Annotated in this window: 17 protein-coding genes; 9 read left to right on the top strand and 8 right to left on the bottom strand. The window is 49.2% G+C overall.

Translation table 11 applies throughout. The features are described from left to right. The first annotated feature begins 142 nt into the window (after window positions 1-142). Together B0181_RS12435 and B0181_RS02720 are read left to right on the top strand one after the other, a co-directional pair. Entirely contained in the window at window positions 143-265 is a 123-nt protein-coding gene (locus tag B0181_RS12435; RefSeq protein WP_281271119.1) for a hypothetical protein, read from the top strand. Then, window positions 258-2,495 carry a nitric-oxide reductase large subunit gene (locus B0181_RS02720; protein WP_078275955.1) on the top strand — a complete coding sequence of 746 codons (2,238 nt, stop codon included), beginning with the start codon at window positions 258-260 and terminating at the stop codon, window positions 2,493-2,495. Before B0181_RS12435 ends, B0181_RS02720 begins: the two co-directional genes overlap by 8 nt. A 600-nt stretch (window positions 2,496-3,095) precedes the next feature. Here B0181_RS02720 and B0181_RS02715 read toward each other — a convergent pair. Beyond that, the gene (locus B0181_RS02715) at window positions 3,096-3,842 is read right to left on the bottom strand and encodes an endonuclease/exonuclease/phosphatase family protein (protein ID WP_078275954.1); all 747 of its coding nucleotides are present in this window, start codon (window positions 3,840-3,842) and stop codon (window positions 3,096-3,098) included. A 267-nt stretch (window positions 3,843-4,109) separates the two neighbouring features. Between B0181_RS02715 and B0181_RS02710 the strand changes: the two genes are divergently transcribed. The 4 genes from B0181_RS02710 to B0181_RS02695 all read left to right on the top strand — a co-directional run bounded on the left by B0181_RS02710 (window position 4,110) and on the right by B0181_RS02695 (window position 8,376). Next, window positions 4,110-6,239: a M3 family metallopeptidase gene (locus tag B0181_RS02710; protein ID WP_078275953.1), complete on the top strand. Its 2,130-nt coding sequence runs from the start codon at window positions 4,110-4,112 to the stop codon at window positions 6,237-6,239. Between the two features lie 9 nt (window positions 6,240-6,248). Then, on the top strand, window positions 6,249-6,479 hold the full coding sequence (locus tag B0181_RS02705) for a YheV family putative metal-binding protein (protein WP_078275952.1): 231 nt from the start codon (window positions 6,249-6,251) through the stop codon (window positions 6,477-6,479). Window positions 6,480-6,540: 61 nt separating this feature from the next. Next, window positions 6,541-7,173, top strand: coding sequence for a pyridoxamine 5'-phosphate oxidase (gene pdxH / locus B0181_RS02700; protein WP_078275951.1), 633 nt, complete (start codon window positions 6,541-6,543; stop codon window positions 7,171-7,173). A 444-nt stretch (window positions 7,174-7,617) separates the two neighbouring features. Further along, window positions 7,618-8,376, top strand: coding sequence for an N-acetylmuramoyl-L-alanine amidase (locus tag B0181_RS02695; protein ID WP_158078923.1), 759 nt, complete (start codon window positions 7,618-7,620; stop codon window positions 8,374-8,376). Between the two features lie 146 nt (window positions 8,377-8,522). On the opposite strand, the gene plsB is transcribed toward B0181_RS02695, so the two are convergent. Then, complete coding sequence (gene plsB / locus B0181_RS02690) at window positions 8,523-11,180, bottom strand: glycerol-3-phosphate 1-O-acyltransferase PlsB (protein ID WP_078275949.1); 2,658 nt, start codon at window positions 11,178-11,180, stop codon at window positions 8,523-8,525. A gap of 352 nt (window positions 11,181-11,532) precedes the next feature. Between plsB and B0181_RS02680 the strand changes: the two genes are divergently transcribed. From B0181_RS02680 to B0181_RS02670, 3 genes are all read left to right on the top strand, one after another. Continuing rightward, window positions 11,533-12,471 carry an acyl-CoA thioesterase gene (locus tag B0181_RS02680; RefSeq protein ID WP_078275947.1) on the top strand — a complete coding sequence of 313 codons (939 nt, stop codon included), beginning with the start codon at window positions 11,533-11,535 and terminating at the stop codon, window positions 12,469-12,471. Window positions 12,472-13,058: 587 nt separating this feature from the next. Beyond that, entirely contained in the window at window positions 13,059-14,234 is a 1,176-nt protein-coding gene (locus tag B0181_RS02675) for a DUF1615 family protein (protein WP_078275967.1), read from the top strand. Between the two features lie 28 nt (window positions 14,235-14,262). Then, a complete protein-coding gene (locus B0181_RS02670; RefSeq protein ID WP_078275946.1) occupies window positions 14,263-15,360 on the top strand; it encodes a CobW family GTP-binding protein in 1,098 nt (365 codons plus the stop codon). A gap of 399 nt (window positions 15,361-15,759) precedes the next feature. Here B0181_RS02670 and B0181_RS02665 read toward each other — a convergent pair whose 3' ends face one another. From B0181_RS02665 to parE, 6 genes are all read right to left on the bottom strand, one after another. Further along, window positions 15,760-16,443 carry a hypothetical protein gene (locus B0181_RS02665; RefSeq protein WP_078275945.1) on the bottom strand — a complete coding sequence of 228 codons (684 nt, stop codon included), beginning with the start codon at window positions 16,441-16,443 and terminating at the stop codon, window positions 15,760-15,762. Between the two features lie 17 nt (window positions 16,444-16,460). Next, window positions 16,461-16,988: a hypothetical protein gene (locus B0181_RS02660; protein WP_078275944.1), complete on the bottom strand. Its 528-nt coding sequence runs from the start codon at window positions 16,986-16,988 to the stop codon at window positions 16,461-16,463. 86 nt (window positions 16,989-17,074) lie between these two features. Beyond that, window positions 17,075-17,962: a leucine-rich repeat domain-containing protein gene (locus B0181_RS02655; protein ID WP_078275943.1), complete on the bottom strand. Its 888-nt coding sequence runs from the start codon at window positions 17,960-17,962 to the stop codon at window positions 17,075-17,077. A gap of 22 nt (window positions 17,963-17,984) precedes the next feature. After that, window positions 17,985-19,007 (bottom strand): hypothetical protein, encoded by a 1,023-nt coding sequence (locus B0181_RS02650; protein ID WP_078275942.1) that lies wholly within the window; start codon window positions 19,005-19,007, stop codon window positions 17,985-17,987. 407 nt (window positions 19,008-19,414) lie between these two features. Beyond that, the gene (locus B0181_RS02645; protein ID WP_078275941.1) at window positions 19,415-20,014 is read right to left on the bottom strand and encodes a YigZ family protein; all 600 of its coding nucleotides are present in this window, start codon (window positions 20,012-20,014) and stop codon (window positions 19,415-19,417) included. Continuing rightward, entirely contained in the window at window positions 20,014-21,912 is a 1,899-nt protein-coding gene (gene parE, locus B0181_RS02640) for a DNA topoisomerase IV subunit B (protein ID WP_078275966.1), read from the bottom strand. The genes B0181_RS02645 and parE overlap by 1 nt, the downstream gene beginning before the upstream one ends. Window positions 21,913-22,085 lie beyond the last annotated feature (173 nt).

Genomic DNA, 22,085 nt, shown 5'->3' with positions numbered 1-22,085 from the left:
CTTTTTGGTAAGAAATCTTGACACCCTTAACCAAACTGTATAAAATGGCGAACGATAAAAGATGTATTTAAAATACATCTTTAAATAACACAAGTTTCGAACCAAAGATTGACACGCTTAACATCACACATAAAGCGTGAAAATGCTCAAGCCACAAAGGCATGGCGTATCTGCCGCATTGGCAAATCCGTACACTTTACAAGGCTTGACGCACTGGTTTGTTAGGGCTACCCAAAATCTAGCAAAGGAGCAAGGCAATGGGTGAATATAAAAAATACTGGCTAAGCCTGCTTGCCGTGATTATCGTGGCATTCACGTTGCTTGGCTGGGGCGGCGTGGAAGTGTATCGCAACGCACCACCAATCCCCAAACAATTCGTAAATACCAATGGCGATGTCGTCATCAGCGAAAAAGACATCTTAGACGGTCAATCGGCATGGCAAACCACTGGCGGTATGCAGCTGGGTTCTGTGCTGGGTCATGGCGCATATCAAGCCCCTGACTGGACGGCAGACTGGCTGCACCGTGAGCTTGTGGCGTGGCTTGACATCACCGCCCAAGAACGCTACGGCAAGCCTTATGATGAGCTTGGTGCAGGCGAACAAGCCGCTCTACAATCTGAAATGAAAGCCGAATACCGCAGCAGTGCGGACAATGGCGTAGACACAGTGGTGCTGTCTGACACTCGCCTAAAAGCGATTGAGCAAGTTGCGCCTTATTACATCGCACTGTATGGCGACGACCCTGAACTTGTGGGTTCTCGTGAAAGTTTTGCGATGAAAAACAACACCTTGCCTGATTTGACCGCACGCGAACGCTTGACCGACTTCTTCTTTTGGACAAGCTGGATTGCGTCAGCGGATCGTCCCGGCACAGACGCTACGTTTACCAACAACTGGCCGCACGAGCCTTTGATTGACAACGTACCGACTGCCGAAAACATCATCTGGTCTATCGCATCAATCGTATTTTTGATTGCTGGCGTGGGTCTTTTGATTTGGGTAATGGCGTTTTATCGCAACGAAGAAGAACACGTTACCGCACCGCAAGCCGATCCATTGTCAAAAATCGCCCTAACTCCATCGCAAAAAGCACTTGGCAAATATGGCTTTTTGGTGGTGGCACTGTTTGTGGCGCAGGTGTTTGTTGGTGGCTTTGTGGCGCACTACACCGTAGAAGGTCAGTCGTTTTATGGCATTCAAGTATCTGATTGGCTGCCGTATTCTTTGGTGCGCACTTGGCACATTCAGCTGGCGCTGTTTTGGGTGGCGACAGGATTTTTGGCAGCAGGTCTGTTCCTTACGCCAATCATCAACGGCGGTAAAGACCCGAAATTCCAAAAACTTGGCGTGGATATTTTGTGGGTGGCGCTGGTCATCGTTTGTGTGGGTTCGTTTGTATCGCAATACTTCGCACTTGCGCACAAAATGCCAGCCGAGCTAAACTTCTGGTTCGGTCATCAAGGCTATGAATTTATTGACCTAGGTCGCTTCTGGCAAATCCTTAAATTTGCTGGCATCTTGATTTGGCTTGTGCTGATGATGCGCGGCTGGGTGTACGGCTTTAAACAAAAAGGCGACAAAAACCTACTTGCCATCTTCGTGGCTTCGGTGCTGTGTGTGGGCTTGTTCTACGGCTCTGGCTTGTTCTATGGCGAGCGCACAAACATCGCCATCATGGAATACTGGCGCTGGTGGGTGGTTCACCTGTGGGTAGAAGGCTTCTTTGAAGTATTTGCTACCGCTTCGTTTGCCTTTATTTTCTATAATCTTGGCTTGGTCAGCTACCGCATGGCGACCGCTTCGGCAATCGCATCGGCATCGCTGTTCCTAATCGGCGGCGTACCGGGTACGTTCCACCACTTGTACTTCACAGGCACAACCACACCTGTCATGGCAATGGGCGCGTCATTCTCTGCACTGGAAGTTGTACCGCTGGTTATCCTAGGTTATGAAGGCTATGAAAGCTGGTCAAAACAGCACCAAGCGCCATGGATGCAAAAACTCAAATGGCCAATCCTATTCTTCACCGCTGTGGCGTTTTGGAATATGATCGGTGCTGGCGTGTTCGGCTTTATGATCAACCCACCAGTATCACTGTTCTACCTACAAGGCTTGAACACCACCGCAGTACACGCACACGCGGCACTATTTGGGGTGTATGGCTTCTTGGCGCTGGGCTTTGTGCTGATGATTGCACGCTATCTGCGCCCTGAGCAAGCCTTTAGCGACAAGCTGATGAAAGTGAGCTTCTGGTCATTAAATATCGGTCTTGCATTGATGATGTTCTCAAGCCTATTGCCAATCGGTATTTTCCAAGCGCACGCGGCAATCACCGAAGGCTTGTGGTACGCGCGCAGCGAAGAGTTCATGCAGCAAGGCTTCCTAGAAACCCTACGCTGGGTGCGCACCTTTGGCGACGTGGTGTTCATCGTGGGTGCTGTGGCTGTGGCATGGCAAGTCATCACCATGACCTTTGGCAAAAAACAAGGTTAATCATAAGCCAAACTTAGCTTGGCGCAATGTCAAGCTAAGTTAAAATCTTAAGTTTTAAATTGCAACTCCGTAAGCAATGCCCCAACCGCTCTTAGCTTTCTAAGGGCGGTTGGTTTTTTATGTGCGGATAAATTGGCACGGATAATCTGGAGGCGTTCTTGCGCTTTGTAAGCCAAAACGTACAAATAAAGACGCTTTTTGCGACTGGTGTGATGTGGTGCGATTTGGCATAATACACTCACACAGCAAGGATAGGTAGATGGATTGACCGATAGGGACAGATGCTGTGATAGCTCAAGATGAGCCAACCTCATGGATTGAAAATAAAAGGACGTATTCAAGGAACGACTAGAACTAAAAACCACAAATCGCAAGGTTTGTGGTTTTTGCTTTTTTTAAAGAGAATAAATGTGGTTGTAAATCGGTTGGCGGTTGAATGAATAGAACGACCGTAAGTTGGGTTGAGTGAAACGAAAATCCAATGTTTAGAATAAGATTTGTCATTTCAAATGTTGGGTTTTCACTTTCGTTCAACCCAACCCACCTATCGTTCTTTAATTCAAACTGCAAATGGATTGAATGGTAAATCACAACCCAAATTCAAACCAACCCCACCACCGCACTGATGGGCAGATGATCGGATAAGTCAGACCAAGGCGCGCCAGAATGCACCGCCACGTCATGCACTGCAAGGTTTCGCACATAAATTCTATCTAGGCTCAAGAGCGGCAGCTTGGCAGGAAAAGTCGCAGGGTGTGCGCCTTGCACGCATTCAAACACTTCCACCAAGCCAAGCCCCGCCAAGCAATCGGTGGATTTTTTCGCCCAATCATTAAAATCCCCCGCCAAAATCAAAGGCGCACGCTCATCAATCTCACAAGCGATGTACTTTCTGATGGCTTGGTATTGCTTGGCACGGTCTTTTTCTAATAAATTTAAATGCGCACACAGCACCACCACAGGCACGCCCCAGCCGTGCGGCAGAATTTCGCAGTGCAGCACGCCACGTTTTTCTAGGCGGCTCACCGTGATATTGACGTTGTGCTTAGGATCAAGCGCAAAACGCGACAGCACCGCATTGCCGTGATGCCCATGCTCATATTCGGCATTTTTGCCGTAACTGTCGCCCAGCTGCAAATACTCGCCAAACCATGCGTGCTGAGACTGCGTGGGATATTCATTAAACGCCATCGCACGCTTTAGATTTTGCCCTTGCACTTCTTGCAAGCACAGCACATCAGGCGCAAGTGTCGCCAGCGCATTCGCCATACCGTCAAGTTTCACCAAGCGATTGAGCGGCGACATACCTTTATGAATGTTATAACTGACGATTTTTAGCGTGTTCATAGCCCGCATTTTTCCATCACAATTTTAATTACAAACCCCATCATAAACGAAAATTTATCCATTGTAAAATCAGCGCCTTGCCCTTATGATAAGCACAAAAGACTTAAAAGACTGGATAACTTTGTGCAAATCTTTAGACGACAAATGACGCTGCGCCAAATTTTTAGCCAATCTTTTGCCAGTTTTCGCCAGTTTTCGTCAAATTTTTAGCCAAATTTTTCAACCCATTTTTAAACCAAAACCACAAACCATAAAAACAGGACAGCCATGACTCTCACTTATCACAGCACCGACATTGACCCACGCTTACAGCTGGTGGATTTTACGCACGCCACGCCTGATACACTCACGAGCGCCATCAAAGACGCGCTCACTGCCGCCCATCAGTTTTTGGATGCGCTAGAAGACACGGACAATACCACAAACCAAGACAATCCTTTGACGCTGATTGAAGCGTTTGACGAGCTTGCCTTGGCGATTTACCGCCCTTTTGGTGTGCTGTCGCACCTAAATAGCGTGGTCAGCAGCGATGAAATCCGCCACGCCCACCATGAAGTTTTACCGCAAATTTCTGCTTTTGGCGTGCGTGTGGGGCAATCATTCACCCTGTATCAGCTGTATCAAGCACTGGACGCCAGCCTGCCTGCGCCAAGCGATTCGGACGATTTAGACACCATCGCCCGCAGACGCAGCACCCAGCTTGCCTTACAAAACTTTGCGCTGTCTGGGGTGAATTTACCCAAAGACGCTCAGCAGACGTTTGCCGACATTCAAAGCCGCTTATCGCTGCTGTCTGCGCAATTTGCCGATAACGTGCTGGATTCTACCGCCGCCTTTGCGCTGCCACTCACCCAAGCGCAAACGGCTGGACTGACCAAAAGCGGACTTGCTCTGCTGGCAGCGGCTGGCGAGCGCTATAAACAAACCCACCCAAACACCGTGCTAGCCAGCGATTATGTGGCAACGCTTGACATACCAAGCTATCTGGCAGTCATGCAATACGCAGACGATCGCACGCTCAGACAGACGCTGTACCACGCTTATGGCGCACGCGCGTCTGACGTGGCGGACTTTTTTGGTGAAAAAGACGGCAAGCGCACCAACTTTGACAATGGCGCAATCATGGGCGAAATTCTAGCACTGCGCAGCCAAAAAGCCGCCTTGCTTGGCTTTGACACCTACACAGACGTATCGCTTGCCACCAAAATGGCGGACTCACACGCCCAAATCGAGCATTTTTTATTAGACCTAGCCGCCAAAGCACGCCCCCACGCCGAAAAAGACTTACAAGACGTGGCAGCGTTCGCCAAAACGCTGGGCATTGATGACGTGCAGCCGTGGGACGTTCCTTATATCAGCGAAAAATTGCGCGCGCAAAAATACCAGCTGGACAGCGAAGCCTTGCGTGCCTATTTCCCATTGCCTGTGGTGCTAGATGGCTTATTTGCCATCATCGGCAAACTGTTTGGCGTAACTTTCCACGAAAAAACCGTGCCAACTTGGCATAAAGACGTGCAGTTTTTTGAAGTGCATGACGACAGCGGTCTGCTTGGCGGCGTGTACATTGATGTGTACGCCAGAAATGGCAAGCGTGGCGGTGCGTGGCTTTCAGGCTTTCAAAACCGCCACTGCAATAAGGCTTGCGATGTGCTGCCAGTCGGCTTTATTGTGGGCAATTTCACCCCAAAAGTGGGCGACACCGACAGCCTGCTTACCCACGATGAAGTGCTGACCTTGTTCCATGAATTTGGGCATGGCTTGCACCATCTGCTCACCAAAGTTGGCGTGAATGACGTGGCTGGCATTGATGGCGTGGAGTGGGACGCGGTGGAGCTGCCAAGCCAATTTATGGAAAATTTTGCGTGGGACGAAGACGGCATTGCGCTCATCAGCCGCCACATTGACACAGGCGAGCCACTGCCTGCGGATAAACTTGCCGCCATGCTTGCCGCCAAGCATTTTCAGTCAGGCTTGCAAACCTTGCGCCAGATAGAATTTGCGCTGTTTGATTTGCGCATTCACAGCGGTAATTTGCGTGATTTTCACGCCATCATGGACGTGCTGCACGCCACACGCCAAGAAGTTGCTGTGGTGATGCCGCCCGCCACCAACCGCTTTGCCAACAGCTTTAGCCACATTTTCGCAGGCGGCTATGCGGCTGGTTATTATTCTTATAAATGGGCAGAGCTGCTTTCTGCAGATGCGTTTGGCGTGTTTGAAGCGGCGGTCAATGACGGCGCGGACAGCGTGCTAAATGCCGAACTTGGGCAAAAATTTTATGATGAAATCCTTGCCAAAGGTGGCGCACGCCCTGCCAAAGAAAACTTCATCGCCTTTGCAGGACGAGAAGCGCAAATTGACGCTCTGCTGCGCCACAGCGGCTTTGCAGCGCACTAAGGGGCGATTATGCGTTATCAATCAAACCGCCCAAAAAGACGCTTTTTGGCAAGTGTCGCCTGCCCAAACTGCCGCGCGATGGACACCATCGTGCAGGTGGAAATCAGCGAACCTGAACCTGACGAGTACATTGAATGTACCGCCTGCGGACACACCGAGCGCCGCCCCACACCAGAACAAGCCCAAAAAATGCAGCAGCAAGACGGGCATGATGGCGTGGGCGTGGTGAAATTTCGTTGATGGCCTTAAAATTTCATTCCAATCATTTGCCAAACTGACACGCTAAACCCTAGGAAATCTTATGAACCTACACGACATCCGAGAAGATTACAGCAAGCAAGAATTGCTAGAAAGCAGCTGCCAAGCCACGCCCATCGCGCAGTTTGAAGATTGGCTCAATGCCGCCATTCGTGCCGAAGTGAACGAACCTACCGCCATGAACGTCGCCACCGTGAGCGCAGACGGTCGCCCCAGCGCGCGCATGGTGCTGCTCAAGGAAGTTAATGCCGATGGTTTTGTGTTTTTTAGCAATTATCACAGCGACAAAGGCAAGGCGCTCAGCGCAAATCCTGTGGCGGCGCTGACGTTTTTTTGGCCAGAGTTAGAACGCCAAGTGCGTGTGGAAGGCGTGGTGGAGCGGCTTGACCCTGCCGCCAGCGATGAGTATTTTCACTCACGCCCTTATGCCAGCCGTGTGGGCGCATGGGCAAGCGAGCAAAGCCAAGTCATCAGCGATAAAGCTGTCATCGTGGCGCGCGCCGCCAAATACGGCATCATGCACCCCATCAGCGTGCCACGCCCACCGCATTGGGGCGGCTATTTGGTGCGTCCAGAGCGTGTGGAATTTTGGCAAGGCAGACCCAGCCGCCTGCACGACCGCCTGCGCTACCGCAAAGAAGCGGACGCTTGGGTGATTGAACGCCTTGCGCCTTGATAGGGTGGTTGGTGCGTGGGTTGGGCAATCTAGTTTTTAAAGCGAGTTGTTGAATTTGTTGGGTTTTCATTTCGTTTACCCAACTTACACACCACTCTTTAATCCAAATTATAAATTGACTGAGATACAGCTCGTAAGTTGAATTGGTAAGGCACAGCCCAGTGTTTTTAGGGTAAATTTTGAATTTGTTGGGTTTTCACTTGTAAGTCGGGTTAGCGAAACATAACCCCCAACGTTTTCAAGGCTGACTTTAAATCCATATTGGGTTTTTGTTTCACTCAACCCAGCGCATTTGCCAATTAAATAAACAAACCAACACCCACATTTCATAAGAACGCCCAAATAATTGCCATCACTGCCCAGATTTTATAAAATGAGCACCAATTCGTACGCCGCAACACCCTGCCGCCATACGATAAATCACCCATAAAAGCGATGAATCAAATGAAAAATTTTAAATTTATCAATGCCTTACGCATGGCGGTGCTGGGCGCAGCGCTGTTTTTGAGCGCTTGTGCCACACGTCCGCTGATTGTGCTGGATTCTGGGCATAATCCTGTGCGCTCAAGCGGCGCCATCAGCGTGCGCGGCATCAATGAAGTGGATTATAACGACATTTTCACAGGCGAGCTGGAGCGTGCCTTTGCACAAGCTGGCTGGCAAGTGGTGATGACCCGCAAGCCAGAAGAAGACCGCAGCCTAGATGAGCGCGCTGCCATCGCCAATGAAACCGCGCCTTTGGTGTTTTTATCCATTCATCACGACTCCACGCAGCTTGAAAACCTAGCCGAAATCAAGACCGCCTATCAGCCTGCGTATCGCACCAAGCACCCCATCGCTGGCTCGTCTTTGCACATTTCCATTGATAATCCGCATTATGACGACTCATTGCGCTTTGCCACGCTGGTGGGCGAAGAGCTGCAAGCTGTTGGGCGTAAGTTCAACCTAGACCACGCCAACCCAAGCTATGAGCGACCTTTGCCGCTTGTCAATGCCGATTATGCCATCTACCGCCACGATTTATTGCGTGTGCTGCGCACCACCACCGTGCCTGCGGTTTTGCTGGAAGTGGGCGTGATTGTGGATATTGACGATGAAGAATTGGCACGCAATGCAGACGAACGCCAAAAACTCATCAGCGCCATCGTCAAAGCAGCCGATAAATACCGCAAACAAACCAAAGCCAGCTGGCGCAAAAAATAAATCGCAAAAAAAACGCAGGAAAAAACACAATAAAAAATCGGGCAGTCCTAACTACCCGATTTTTTCAATGCCGATTATCAATTTTGATTGTCAATCTTAACTGACAATCTTAACTGACACTGTCAATTTACCAATCTCTGCGCCAATCACAATCTAAACTTACGTTTTTTGCTCATCTCACGCATGGCGGTGTCTATCTCAGCATTGTCAAGACTTGCGGTGTGGCGCAAAAGCTGCATCATGTCAGGATTTAGCACGAATTTGGCATGTTCGGCGATTTTATTGATGCGCGCGTCAAAGCCAAGCGTTTTCGTCTCGGCATTTTCCACCACATAATCTAGGCGTTTTAGCGTGTCAATAAAACTTGTGAACAGCGCCTTGTCAAACATATCAGGCAAATCATCGGCATACAGCACCGACACACGCTGCCCCAGTACATAGCACAGATTCACCGCTTGCTCGGCTGTCAGCTTGTCGCTGCCTTGCTCAGACAGCAGTGCCAGCGCCATAAAATACCGCTCAAGGCTTTGCTGGGCGGGACTTGCCAGTACAACGAGCTGCTGATAACTCTCCGAATTGCCCTCAGGCGCACCCAGCACGCCATGCCCCAAATCCACAATCACGCCTTCATCGGTCAGCACTTGTAAAATGCGGTCGGTCAAGGCAGGCACGTTACGCAGCGCAGTTTTTAAGAACAATTCAGTTTGTAAAAACGGATACATCAGATTGGTAATGCTGTCAAGCTGCTCACGGCGAATGCGTCCGTTGCGCTGCACCAATGCCGCCATAAAACTTGCCAAAATAAAAACGTGCAAGATGTTATTTCTAAAATAACTCAAAAGCGGCGCTTGCTTGTCCGCCACACGAATCATGTCGCCCAAAAGGTGCGGCGTGCGTGTGATGAGTTTAAGCCCTGCACCATACGCCAAAATCTCGCTTGGCGTCATGTCAGTAACGTGCGTGTCGGCATCGTACGGCAAAGATTGAGCAATGCGCTGATACAAAGCAATCTGCTCAAGGCATTGCGCTTCGTCCAGTGCTGATTTTGGCGTGGATAACAGCACCAATGCCAAAAGCGACACAGGGTTTACCACCGCAGCTTTGTTGATGTTTTGCATCACCTTTACGCCCAGATTGGCAATCATGGCGTGGCGATTGGCGGTGGCACTCGTATCATCAGCTGGCGTTTCGCTGTCGGTTTTGACAGAGAATTTTTCCATAAAATCCGCCAAATACAAAGGCTCGCCAAAGGATAAATGCACCGTACCAAAAATACGCTCAATTTTCTTGGCAGTTTTTAAAAGTCCCAGCCAGTTTTCGCTTTCTTTGGGCTTGCCTTTGAGTTCGCCCACATAGGTTGCGCCTTCCATGATGCGCTCGTAGCTGATGTAAGTAGGGATAAACACCACAGGCTTGGCAGGCTCACGCAGATGGCTGTTCACCGTCATGGCAAGCATACCCATTTTTGGTGGCAAAAGTCTGCCAGAGCGTGAACGCCCGCCTTCAATGAAATACTCCATCGGCACCGCGCGCTGCATGAGCGTGTGGACGTATTCTTTAAATACCGTGCTGTACAGCTCGTTGCCCTTAAAACTTCTGCGCATAAAAAACGCACCGCCATTACGCAAAAGTTCGCCCAGCACAGGAATGTTTAGATTTTCGCCAGCGGCAATGTGCGGAATGCGCAGCCCACGCTTATAAATGACGTACGACAGCAAAAGATAATCAATGTGGCTGCGATGACAAGGCACATACACGATTTGATGGTCGGGCGCAAGCGCACGCACACGCTCAAAATGGCGCACTTCCACACCGTCATACAGGCGTGTCCACAGCCACGTCAAGAAATGATCAAAAAAGCGAATCACCGAATGCGAATAATCGCTTGTAATCTCGCCAAGATAGCCTGCCGCTTGTTTTTTAATCTCGACAATCGGCTTGCCTGTGGCCTGCGCTTCTTTTTCTATGGCGGATTGCACCACCGCAGACGATAAAATCTGCCCTGCGATATTACGGCGGTCGGATAAATCAGGGCCGACAATGCTCGTGCGCTGCTTGTCCAAATAGCCTTTTAGGCGCATGGCGATGGTATGCGTCAAATCATCGCCCACGCCTGCTTTGGCATCGCTGATGAGCTTTTGCAAAGACTTCACTTCGCTAAAACGCACAAACGTATCACGCCCCAAAACGCCAATATTAAACAGCTGCTTTGGAATGCTTGGCGAACTCCACTCGTCCGCCACCAGCAAGCGAAACAGCGACTCTTCCTTATCAGGCGCGCGTCCCCACAAAATCGTTACAGGAATCAAATTCACGTCAAGCGAGCTGTCTGCCAAGCACGCCTGCACCAGTCGCTCTAGGCGTGGCGTGGCACTTGTCGCACCCTTTTTATTGCGGCGGTCTTTTAAAAACACCATCGCCGATGTCTCAGACACGCCTGCGTGCGCCACACTCGCCAAAGCGCTCGGCAAATTCAGCTCGTCCGTCATCATGCCGACAAGTAAGCTGTTTGAGCGCGAATACTCACGAATGACATAAAAAGTCGGCTTGCTGGGGTCAAGCACAGGCACTTCGCCAAGCACGGTCGGCTTCACCGCAAGCGATAAGCCCTTTGCCGAAGCACGGCGATACGAGCTGGGTTCGCTTTTTTTGGCGTGGGCGGTTTGGTTTGCGCTGGCATCTGAGTGTAAATTGTCGGCAGAATTAGCCGATGAGCTGGATTTGTCAGACAGCACATCAGACGATTTACCAAACCACTGAGCAAGTTTTTGGGTAATGCGTTTTGGAGCGGAACGTTTTAGCATAGCTATCCATCATAAAATATACGACTGTTCATTCTACCATTTTTAGCTTAACATTGGCGAAAAAAATGCTATACTCACCAAATTTCATCGTGTTTTGATACGATTTGCGGTAAATTGGGGCAATTTAAGGCGATTTAAGACAACTTGACAACAAATTTACGCTCAATTTATCAAACTTGCCCAATCATAAAGCGCAAATTTACACAAAATTTATTTTACCAATTTTACCAGCGCAAAACTTGCCAAACACAAATTATCAACGCACAATTTACCAAACACGACTTAGCAAAAAAACAATTCACCGAGCACAATTTACCAAACTCATAAAGTTAAAAAGTACGGAAAAATTTTTATGCCAGACACCAGCCAACAAGACATTGTCGCCCAGCTGCTACAAACCATTACGCTGACACCCACCGCCAAAGACACCTTTGTTGCGCCAAGTTTTGATTATGTTGGGCCGCGCATTTTTGGCGGTCAGGTGCTTGCCCAAGCCGTCATGGCGGGCGCACTCACGCTTGAGATTGACAAGCCTTGTCATTCGCTGCACGGCTATTTTTTGCGTGGTGGCGACATTCGCTTGCCTGTTACTTATCAAGTGCGCCGCCTGCGTGATGGGCGCAGCTTGTCGGCGCGTGAAGTGATTGCTGTGCAGCACATCGCCACGACAGACGAATCAGGCAATCCGACCACCACCGAGCAGGTGATTTTTTCTATGATTGCGTCTTTTTCACCGATGGAAGGCGGCTTGGATTATCAAGAAACCATGCCAAGCTACCCTGCGCCAGACACGCTGCTCACCGAACAAGAACTCAAAGACCGTTATGTGGCGCAAATTCCAGAGAACTTAAAGGCGCGATTCATGCGCAAACGCCACGTTGAGATTAAGCCTGTCGCCCCACGAGACCCCATCAATCCTGCGCCCACACGCCCACGCCAAGCCAACTGGCTGCGCATCAGCGAGCTTGGCAAGCAACCTATGGCGGTACACCAAGCGCTACTTGCGTTTGCGTCTGATTTTTATTTGGTTGGCACAGGTCTTATGAGCCATGGCATCAGCTTTATGACGAAGGGCCTGCAGGCGGCGAGCATCGATCATTCCATGCACTTTCACCGCCCTTTTGATGTGAGCGAATGGCTGCTTTATGATATGTGGAGCGACACCACAAGCCACGCCAAGGGGCTAAATCATGGGCAATTTTGGCAAGACGGCAAACTTGTCGCCACCGTCCAACAAGAAGGGCTGATGCGCCTGCACAACGACCCAAATGTCAGCACGTCGTCTACTTGATTTGGGTTTGGCGGTTTGGAAGTTAAATTTGGCAATGGTTTGCAAGTTGGGTTAAATGACGATATATAAGTTGGGTTGAGTGAAACGAAAACCCAACAAATCCAAAGACAGCCATTACAAACGCTGAGTTTGGCGTGGCTCTTTCGTTCGCCCTGAGCTTGCCGAAGGGTGGACGTGGTAAGAGTTTGGATTTGGTGAAAGTTTAACTCAAAAAACCGTCAGGCTTAACAAGCTCACCACGAACGGTTTTTTAAACAGATTTAATGAGCTATTTTTAAAAACGTTGGGCTGCACTACCGCTAACCCACAATTTCACCACCAACCACAATTTCACACCCAGCCCACTTTAAAAAATTGCACAAAAACCACTCAAGTAATATTTAAGCATTACTTGCGCAAGATTGATTTGCTATGATACTGTGTCTTTGGCTGTGATTTGCGGTCAAAATTGATTTGCTGAGCGGCAGAAATTGAGCGCTTGACAAGCCAACTGCCAGATTTTCGTTTGATTTTGGTGCATCGCCATGCTTGAACTTTTCTTTTTTGGCTTAAAATCCAACCAAAAAGCCGCACAAACCACGCCAAAAATGCGCTTCACTGCAAAAAAATCGCTCATCTGCGGCGCACTTTTTACCAGCGCAGGGTTGCTTAGCGCGTGTGGCGACACAAAGGCAGACACCACGCCCACACTTGACAACGCCCAAATCGCCAAACTCATTCCCAGCCGTGTCAAACAGCGCCAAAGCTGGGCGGACGACATCGCCAAAGTCTTTGACGAACTAAAATTACACAAAGATGTGCAAAACATCTGCACCGCCATCGCTGTGATTGACCAAGAATCCAATTTCGCTGCCGACCCACAAGTGGCGGGACTTGGCAGGGCGTCTTTGGCGGCGATTGACGAAAAATTGGCGGAAAAATTTGGCGATAATCTTGCCAAAATCTTTCGTACCATGCTAGAAACTCGCCCAAGTACGGACAACAGCTTTATCAAGCAAATCCAAAAGGTGAAAACTGAGCGTGAGCTTGATTTGCTATTTCAAGAAATTTTTGATTATTTTACAAGCACTTATAAGGTGGCGGGCTTGGCACAAATCGCCAAATTGACAGGCGAAGGCATTGATGAGCGCATCAATCCCATCACCACGCTTGGCTCTATGCAAGTACACATTGACTACGCGCGCAGCCATCGCCGCCAAAATATGAGCGACCGCGCCTTGCGTGAAGATTTGTACTCGCAATATGGCGGCTTGTATTACGGCATTCACCGCCTGATGAAGTACGAAGCCAAGTACGACAATCCCTTGTACCGCTTTGCCGATTACAATTCTGGCGTGTATTCTAGTCGCAATGCCGCCTTTCAGCAGCGCATTATCACGCTTGGCGGCACAAAAATCAGCATCGATGGCGACTTACTGCTGTACAAAGACGGACGTGCGCTTGGCAAAAAAAGCGAAACCGAAACCGCACTGATTCGCCTGCTTGCCACTGCGCCCACGCCTGTGGACTCCAAGCAGATTCGCAGCGATTTGCGCAAAGAAAAAACCGCACGCTTTGAAGAAACCATCACCTATCGCACGGTCAGCGAGATGTTTAAGCAAAAAACAGGACGAGAAGCCAGCTACGCCATCATGCCAAAAGTGGTGATTTCAGGGCCGAAATTATCGCGTGATTATGACACGAATTGGTTCGCCACACGAGTTAATAACCGCTACGAAACGTGCCTAAGCACCGCCAAAAAAGCAAAATTACCACTCAAATAACGCCCAAAACATATCCAAAACATACCAAATGAGTATCATCAGCAAAACCCCAACCACACTCATCACAGGCTTTCTTGGCGCAGGCAAAACCACCCTAATCAACGCCCTGCTTGCCCACAAACCCACGCACGAACGCTGGGCGATTTTGGTGAATGAATTTGGCAAAATCGGCATTGATGGCGGCTTGATTGGGCAGGCGGACGATGTGGCAATCAAAGAAGTCAGTGGCGGCTGTATTTGCTGCACCAGCCAGCTGCCGCTACAAATCGCGCTGGTCAGACTGCTTGGCGACCACCGCCCAAATCGGCTGCTCATTGAGCCGACAGGACTTTCCCATCCAGAAGAACTCATCAATCAGCTGTCGCATACACATTGGCAAACCAGCCTTGCGCTGATGTCGGTGCTGTGCGTGGTGTCGGCTAAGCAGTGGCAAGATGAAAAATACCGCACGCATGACGGCTATCAGGCGCACGTCAAATTCGCCAATGCTATCATCATCAGCCAAGCGCAAAATCTGCCTGCCGATGAGATGCAAAAGCTGCACGAGTGGATTGCCGCCATCAATCCTGCCGCGAGCGTTGTGTGCTTGGCAGATGATGATTTGATAAACTCGCCAAACGCCATCACTGCCGTGCAAGCCTTGCTTGATACGCCTTTTTGTGCGCCCACCGCCCTAAAAATCATACCGCTAAACGCACCACCTTTGGCGAATCCCGCCTTTGGCAAACCGAACAATGCCGCAAATCTAAACGCAAACCAAACCGCCTCAGCCGAACCCACCCTGCCGTACCGCTATCACGACACGATGAGCGGATTTGCGGTCGGTGGCTGGCGACTGCCTGCCGAATGGGCACTTGATGGCTATGCGCTGCAGCATTGGCTGCTTGGCTTGGCGGATTTTGTGCGGATTAAGGGCATTATCCACACCGACACAGGCTGGCAAACGCTGAACATCACGCCCCACAGCGTGAGTATCTCACCCACATCGGCACACCAAGACAGCAGGCTTGAGCTGATTTTAAACACAGCCGACAACACAGCTGACACCAACCAAAGCGCACAGTGGACAACGTGGGACGCTGAATTGATGGCGCTTATCATCAAAAACGACACGCCAAATGCTTAAAACCATTACTTAAAATCAGCCGCTTAAAATCGGTCGCCTAAAAACAACAAACCCAAGCGGAGTGGCTTGGGTTTTAAAATACTTGATGTTTGCGAAGTGGTTGTTGATTGGGCTGGCTTGTAAGTTGGGTTGGCTATAGCATAACCCAGCGTTTTAGAACGGATTTTTAAAATCATGTTGGGTTTTCACTTTCGTTTAACCCAATCTACAAGCCGTTCAAAAAACCTTTCGTGGTGAGCTTGTTAAACCTGACGGTTTTTGGCTTAAGCCTTCGCCAGTTCGACCCTTCGACAGGTTCAGGGCGAACGGAACGACTACATCAAACCGAGTATCTTGCGATAAATCCTTGAATTTATTTGGTTTTCGCTCCGCTCAACCTACACGTCGTCCCAACTCAAATCACGCCACTTCTACCACACAATAATACAGCGCATCTGGGCTGGCTGGATTGGTGGTGATGGCGATGTCTTGCCAGTTGGTTTGGTAGTCGGCATCGGTGGTAATGCCTTTATATGAGTCATTGGTTGGGCGGCAGCGTGGGTGGGCTTTGCCATGCTCCATATTATAACCAGCAGACGCACCTGTGCGACCGTTTTTGTACGCTTTATCATTGGTTACAAAAATCGCAAGACCGCCTACGACCTTATCAAATCTGCGCTTCACCAGCTCAATGCGCTTGACATCGCACCAAAATTTATAAGTGTTGTCATTGTATGCGCCATGACCTGCCAAGCTGATGGCGTGGTTGATGGTCTCGCCAAAGCAGTTCACTTTCACGCCTGCCTGCACTGACTGCGTTTTGTGTTTTAGCTCAATGACGGCATAGTCGTCGCCTTTTTGTACCACGATGTCCAGCTGCAGCACGTCATTCCACAGATATTCATCTTCTTCTAGCTTCAAATCATCAACGATGGCGGCTCTTGGAACATGATATTCGGTCAAAATGTGGTCATAATGCTTGCTGCGGTTCAAAAAGATACACAGCTGGGTTTGTAAATCTCTTTCATTCCAAAACAGTCCCAACTCGGCACGGCTTTGAAAAAATGCGTCAACGTCTTGTTTTAGCTGGGCGATAAGTGTCATACTTACTCCGATTGATGTTATTTAAATACGAAAAATCCTGCCACAACCACGACCGCCAAGACAATCCAAATCCACGCAGGCATTCCTGACTTGGTGGCTGGCTGTGATGGCTCGGCTTTTGGGGCGTACTGATAAGTGATGGCGTATCCTGCCGTGCCGCCTTGTGGTGTGCCAACTTGTCCGTAGATGTTATAAGGCTTCATGGCGTCTTGTAACAAAGCCAGACTAGAAGCCGTCCACATTTTACAAAAGGCGATTTTCTCGCCATTGGCTAGGGTCAGCCATTCATCGTCTTTGGTGAAGCACGCACCATCTTTGATGAACCAGTTGTCGCCAGCTTGTTTTTTGTTTTCAATGTCTTTGGCAGTAAAGAAAAGCTCTTCTAGGTTTGTACCAGCGTCAGGGCAAACGGCAGATTTGGGGAATTTTTTGCGCAGCTCGCTTAGCGTGGTGTTTGGGTATTTCGCCAAATAGGCGGCAATCATGCCAAGGGCGGTGCGGTTTTGGCTTTTGCCGATGACATCTGCACGGGTGATTTGGGTCATGGTTTTGCTCGGATTTGGTTTGGGTGATGAACATTGCCACGGTGCGCGCCTGTCACACCGTGGCAAATTGGTGGGTTTATGCCTTATCAAACAATGATATTACAGTTTGGCAAAGCTGCTCTTAGTTTTGCCAATGCTTCACCGTCTGTGTCAAATGAACCGTTGCTCAAATCCAGCTCTTTTAGATTTGGCAAAGCTGACAACTTCTCAAATTCCGCCAAATATTCATCATAGATGTCGTTATAAGCAAAGTTCATTTTTTCTACTTGGGTCAGCTGTTCCAGTCCATTGATATAGCCATTCAAACCTTGATCTTCAAGATGAATGACACGCAAATTTGGCAAGACAGCAAGTTTGCCTACGCCCCACCAGTCCACATCACGCTGGAAGCGGAACTCTTGCAATGAATCAAAAATCACGTCATCTAGCATAAGCATGATTTCGTCTTTATTGTTGATGAAATCTTCGTCATCATCACCGATAAAGCACTGATCAAATTCATCCCATTCCACATTGTGTTCTTCGCCAGCGTGCCACAAAAGATTGTACTGCATACACTGTTCTAGCTTTTGCCACCATTCCCAGCGCTCATCGTCTTGCTTGCTCATAAAGTCATCAAAATTTGCCATAAAATCGATGAGTTTTGCGCCAAACTGACGTGTTGTCCATCTAGGGTCTGCAACGAACTGATGCCCTGCCAATTCAGCCACTTCACGCAGTTTTTCTTTGGTTTTGCCGTCTTGGGCATCCAAATGATAAGTGAAAGTCTGATCACAGTCGGCAAATTTCGCCGTCACCGTCTGCCCATCAGCAGACACGGTGTATTCTGAAAAACTGGTGGTCGTATCGTATAAATCGCTCAGCGCATCTTCCTGCTCTGACGCCACACGATACACACGGATTGAGCCGTTTTCGTCTTGGGCAACCAAATATTCTTGTGCATCAAGAAAATTTACAGCGTATTTTTTAAACATGGTTTTTCCTTTTTTATTCAAATTAGCCGCCAGAAATCTCACAATTTGGCAAAAGCTTGCGCAGCTCTGGTGCTGTGGCTGTATATTCAAAATTATAGCAACGGCGGAATTCAATTTCTTTAAGCGATGGCAATGCTGCCAGACGTTTTAGATTGGTCAAGGCGTCATCATCGGTAATTCCTACATATTCAAAGCTCAAATACTGCATATTAGTCAGCTTTTCTAGCCATGCAATATGGTCTGACAGACTTGTCCAGCTTCCATTCATCTCTGTTTCTTCAGCAAATACCAGCTTGAACAAGCCCAGTTCATTCAGCTTTTCCACGCCTTCAAAGCTTACTTCCAAGTCTTCCAGTGTAATCTCTTTACGCAGCCAAAGCCGTCTTAGTATCTTGCGCATTTTGTCACTGTCTGGGTCTTGGATGTAGGCATAATCAGTAAATGTCTGAGTTTCTTTATCGTATTCAACATCCCGACTCCCACCATAACTACACAAGACATGGTACTGCATACAAGGCGTAAGTGACTGCCACCAGCTCCATAGCTCTTTGTCTTTTGCTACCCAGCTCTCGCAGTAAGCTTCTGCAAACTCAATGACTTTTGCGCCCAATGTACGCGTATTCCACTCTGGGTCAACAATTTCTTGCAACTCTACGACCTTATTAGCATCCTCATTCACGCCATGAATGACATCCAGCAGTCTTTGCTTGGTCTTATTGCCTTGTGAGAATAAGCGAAACACCAAAGGATACTTGCTGATTTCAGGGTCTACTGTGCCAACCACATACTCATTATCTGCGGTCACAGAATATTCTTTCAAATGAACTCCACTTCCATACCCATAATTTGTATCTCTGTCACCATAGCTATCAATCGCACCCAAGTCAGAAAAATAATCTTCAACGCGCGATGGCATATCGCTAACCGCACGATAGACATGAATGGTGTCGCTTTGCTCACGCACCACCAGCAGTAGCGCATCCTTAGCCCAGCTACTATCATCTAACAGCACCTGAGATTTGAATACCGCATGACTTTTAAACATGATTTTACTCCTTAAAATATCTAATACCATGCTATAAAACCTAACCCTATTCTACCCCCCCCCGCAGGCTTTTTGCAAGACTTAATTACAAATTTTTTGAAAAATTCGCAAAAATCATTCATTCAGCCAATCATAGATTTTAAAGCGGTGAATTTTAGGCAAAGAAAAACCCAAGTTTTGCGACTTGGGTTTGTTGGTTTTTTAGGCTGGCTATGGGTCTGTAGGCTGGGTTAGCAAAAGCGCAACCCAGCGTTTTAGGGAAAATTTTGAATTTGTTAAAAAAACCTTTCGTGATGAGCTTGATAAAGCTGACGGTTTTTTAGGTTTAAGCCTTCATCAGCTCAACCCTTCGACAGGCTCAAGGCGAACGGAACGGCTACATCAAGCCATCTTTAAATCATCAAAACTCACTCATCATCGTCCAGCACACGCCCCACCATGCCAAGGCTTTCGGTGAATTGCGCCACTTTTTCGCTGTCTAATTGCACGGTGAGTTTTACTTGGCTGTCATAGTCGCTCGCCAAAATCTCGCCAGCCGCCTGCGCAATCAGATAACGCAGCTGCGCTTCTTGGGCAAACTCACTCACCACTTGCACGGTGGATTTTGGCACAAAGGGCGTCAATTCCATCTCATCTACCGCCATTTGCGTGGCTGTGGCATAAGCGCGCGTCAGTCCGCCAGCGCCCAGCTTGATGCCGCCAAAATAGCGCACCACCACGACCAGCACATTGCCGATTGCCTTGTGCTGCAGCACGTTTAAAATCGGTCTGCCAGCCGTGCCGTTTGGTTCGCCATCGTCATCAAATCCTGCCGATGTGGTGTTGTGCGGATCGCCGATGATGTAGCCAAAGCAGTGATGGCGCGCGTCTGGGTAGCGCACCTTGAGCGACTGCACGCACGCCATCGCCATTTCTCTGTTGGTGATGGGATAGGCGAACGCCAAAAATTCGCTTTTTTTGATTTCATAAACTGCCGATACAGGCGCAGCCAGCGTGTGATAGCTCATTACACCACCAAATCCGCCAAATCGCCCTTGTTTTCTAGCCATGATTTGCGGTCGGCAGCACGTTTTTTGGCAAGCAGCATATCCATCATGCCTTGTGTGGCGTGAATGTCGTCCAAATCCAGCTGCACCAAGCGGCGTGTGTCAGGATTCATGGTGGTTTCTCGTAGCTGGTCAGCACTCATCTCACCTAGGCCTTTAAAGCGAGTGATTTGCGGTTTTTTGTTGCCTGCTTTTTGTAAAATCGCCTGCAATTCTTCATCATCCAGCGCATAATGCACGTCTTTACCGATGTCCACACGGTACAAAGGCGGCATGGCAACGAACAAATGCCCCGCTTCAATCAGCGCAGGGAAATGCTTGACAAACAGCGCACAAATCAGCGTGGCAATATGCAAACCATCACTGTCTGCGTCCGCCAAAATACACACTTTATCATAGCGCAGCTCAGATAAATCATCAGACGCAGGGTCCACGCCCACAGCGATGGCGATGTCGTGGATTTCTTGGCTGGCAAGCACGGTGTCGCTCGCCACTTCCCAAGTGTTCAAAATCTTGCCACGCAGCGGTAAAATCGCCTGAAAATGACGGTCGCGCGCCTGCTTGGCAGAACCGCCAGCCGAATCCCCTTCCACCAAAAACAGCTCCGCCCCATCACGCAAATTACCGCGGCAATCCGCCAATTTACCGGGCAGTGCAGGGCCTTGGGTGATTTTTTTGCGGGCGACTTTTTGGGCAGATTTTAGGCGTCTGCCTGCCTTACTGATGGCAAGCTCAGCGATGGCGCGCGCGGTTTCTGGATGCTGATTTAGCCATAAGCTAAAGCTGTCTTTGGCTAGCTGCTGCACCAGTGGCGCGGCTTCTCGGCTGGAAAGTCGCTCTTTGGTCTGTCCGCTAAACTGCGGCTCAACGAATTTTAGCGACAAAATAAAATTCACGCCATCCCACACATCTTCGCCCGTCAGCTTCACCGCGCGCGGCAAAAGATTATGAATATCACAAAACTCACGCAGCGCATCCAGCACGCCAGTGCGCAAACCATTGACGTGCGTGCCGCCTTGAGCGGTGGGAATTAGGTTCACATAGCTTTCTTGAACAGGTGTACCGCCTTCTGGCAGCCAAGACAGCGCAAAAGTCGCACCGCCACGCTCGCCTGCTTTTGGCTCTACGCTAAAATAAAACGGCTCTTCTGGCAAAGTCGCCAAATCGCCCAACTGCTCGGCAAGATACTGCACCACGCCATCGGTGAATTGCCACGTCTCGCTTTCGTTTTTCTCACCTTCGCCAATTTCGTCAATAAAATCAATGCGTAAGCCTGCCGACAGCACCGCCTTGGCTTTTAAGGTGTGCTTGAGTGCCTTGATGGCGAATTTCGGCTGGTCAAAATAGCGCTCATCCACCCAAAAGCGCACTTTGGTGCCACGTTTTTTCTTATTTGGCGCGGCAGTTTCGGCAAGCGGTGCGACAGGCTCGCCATTTTTAAAGCACATAAAATACTCGCGCCCATCTCGCCACACGGTTACGTCCACCTGCGTGGAAAGCGCATTCACCACGCTGATGCCCACACCGTGCAAGCCGCCAGACACCGCATAATTGTCCGTGCTGAATTTACCGCCTGCGTGCAGCCTTGTCAAAATCAGCTCAATGCCAGACTGCCCAAATTCTGGGTGAATGTCGGTCGGCATACCACGCCCATCGTCTTCCACCGACAAAGAACCGTCTGCGTGCAGCGTAACGCTGATGTGCTTGGCGTGTCCTGCCAAGGCTTCGTCCACAGAGTTGTCAATGACTTCTTGGGCAAGGTGGTTTGGGCGAGACGTGTCGGTGTACATACCGGGGCGGCGGCGTACTGGCTCTAGCCCTTCTAGGACTTCTAGTTTTTGGGAAGTGTAGCTGGTCATGGTTTTTGGTTTGTCTAAAATATATTTTAAATCAATAAGTTGTGTATAAAAATAAGTTGTGTATAAATCAGTTTGTAGGTTGGGTGAGCGTAAGCGCAACCCAACGTTTTTAAAGCAGATTTTAAAATCATGTTGGGTTTTCACTTCGTTCAACCCAACCTTGTATCTTCCCC

It is taken from the genome of Moraxella caviae (assembly GCF_002014985.1).
Lineage (GTDB): Bacteria > Pseudomonadota > Gammaproteobacteria > Pseudomonadales > Moraxellaceae > Moraxella > Moraxella caviae.
This window is presented reverse-complemented; position numbering and strand designations above follow the sequence as displayed.

Excerpts from the sequence above, each read along its gene's own strand:
- B0181_RS12435 (WP_281271119.1), top strand. The coding sequence starts at position 143 with ATGCTCAAGCCACAAAGGCATGGCGTATCTGCCGCATTGGCAAATCCG.
- B0181_RS02720 (WP_078275955.1), top strand. The coding sequence starts at position 258 with ATGGGTGAATATAAAAAATACTGGCTAAGCCTGCTTGCCGTGATTATC.
- B0181_RS02715 (WP_078275954.1), bottom strand. The coding sequence starts at position 3,842 with ATGAACACGCTAAAAATCGTCAGTTATAACATTCATAAAGGTATGTCG.
- B0181_RS02710 (WP_078275953.1), top strand. The coding sequence starts at position 4,110 with ATGACTCTCACTTATCACAGCACCGACATTGACCCACGCTTACAGCTG.
- B0181_RS02705 (WP_078275952.1), top strand. The coding sequence starts at position 6,249 with ATGCGTTATCAATCAAACCGCCCAAAAAGACGCTTTTTGGCAAGTGTC.
- pdxH (WP_078275951.1), top strand. The coding sequence starts at position 6,541 with ATGAACCTACACGACATCCGAGAAGATTACAGCAAGCAAGAATTGCTA.
- B0181_RS02695 (WP_158078923.1), top strand. The coding sequence starts at position 7,618 with ATGAAAAATTTTAAATTTATCAATGCCTTACGCATGGCGGTGCTGGGC.
- plsB (WP_078275949.1), bottom strand. The coding sequence starts at position 11,180 with ATGCTAAAACGTTCCGCTCCAAAACGCATTACCCAAAAACTTGCTCAG.
- B0181_RS02680 (WP_078275947.1), top strand. The coding sequence starts at position 11,533 with ATGCCAGACACCAGCCAACAAGACATTGTCGCCCAGCTGCTACAAACC.
- B0181_RS02675 (WP_078275967.1), top strand. The coding sequence starts at position 13,059 with ATGCGCTTCACTGCAAAAAAATCGCTCATCTGCGGCGCACTTTTTACC.
- B0181_RS02670 (WP_078275946.1), top strand. The coding sequence starts at position 14,263 with ATGAGTATCATCAGCAAAACCCCAACCACACTCATCACAGGCTTTCTT.
- B0181_RS02665 (WP_078275945.1), bottom strand. The coding sequence starts at position 16,443 with ATGACACTTATCGCCCAGCTAAAACAAGACGTTGACGCATTTTTTCAA.
- B0181_RS02660 (WP_078275944.1), bottom strand. The coding sequence starts at position 16,988 with ATGACCCAAATCACCCGTGCAGATGTCATCGGCAAAAGCCAAAACCGC.
- B0181_RS02655 (WP_078275943.1), bottom strand. The coding sequence starts at position 17,962 with ATGTTTAAAAAATACGCTGTAAATTTTCTTGATGCACAAGAATATTTG.
- B0181_RS02650 (WP_078275942.1), bottom strand. The coding sequence starts at position 19,007 with ATGTTTAAAAGTCATGCGGTATTCAAATCTCAGGTGCTGTTAGATGAT.
- B0181_RS02645 (WP_078275941.1), bottom strand. The coding sequence starts at position 20,014 with ATGAGCTATCACACGCTGGCTGCGCCTGTATCGGCAGTTTATGAAATC.
- parE (WP_078275966.1), bottom strand. The coding sequence starts at position 21,912 with ATGACCAGCTACACTTCCCAAAAACTAGAAGTCCTAGAAGGGCTAGAG.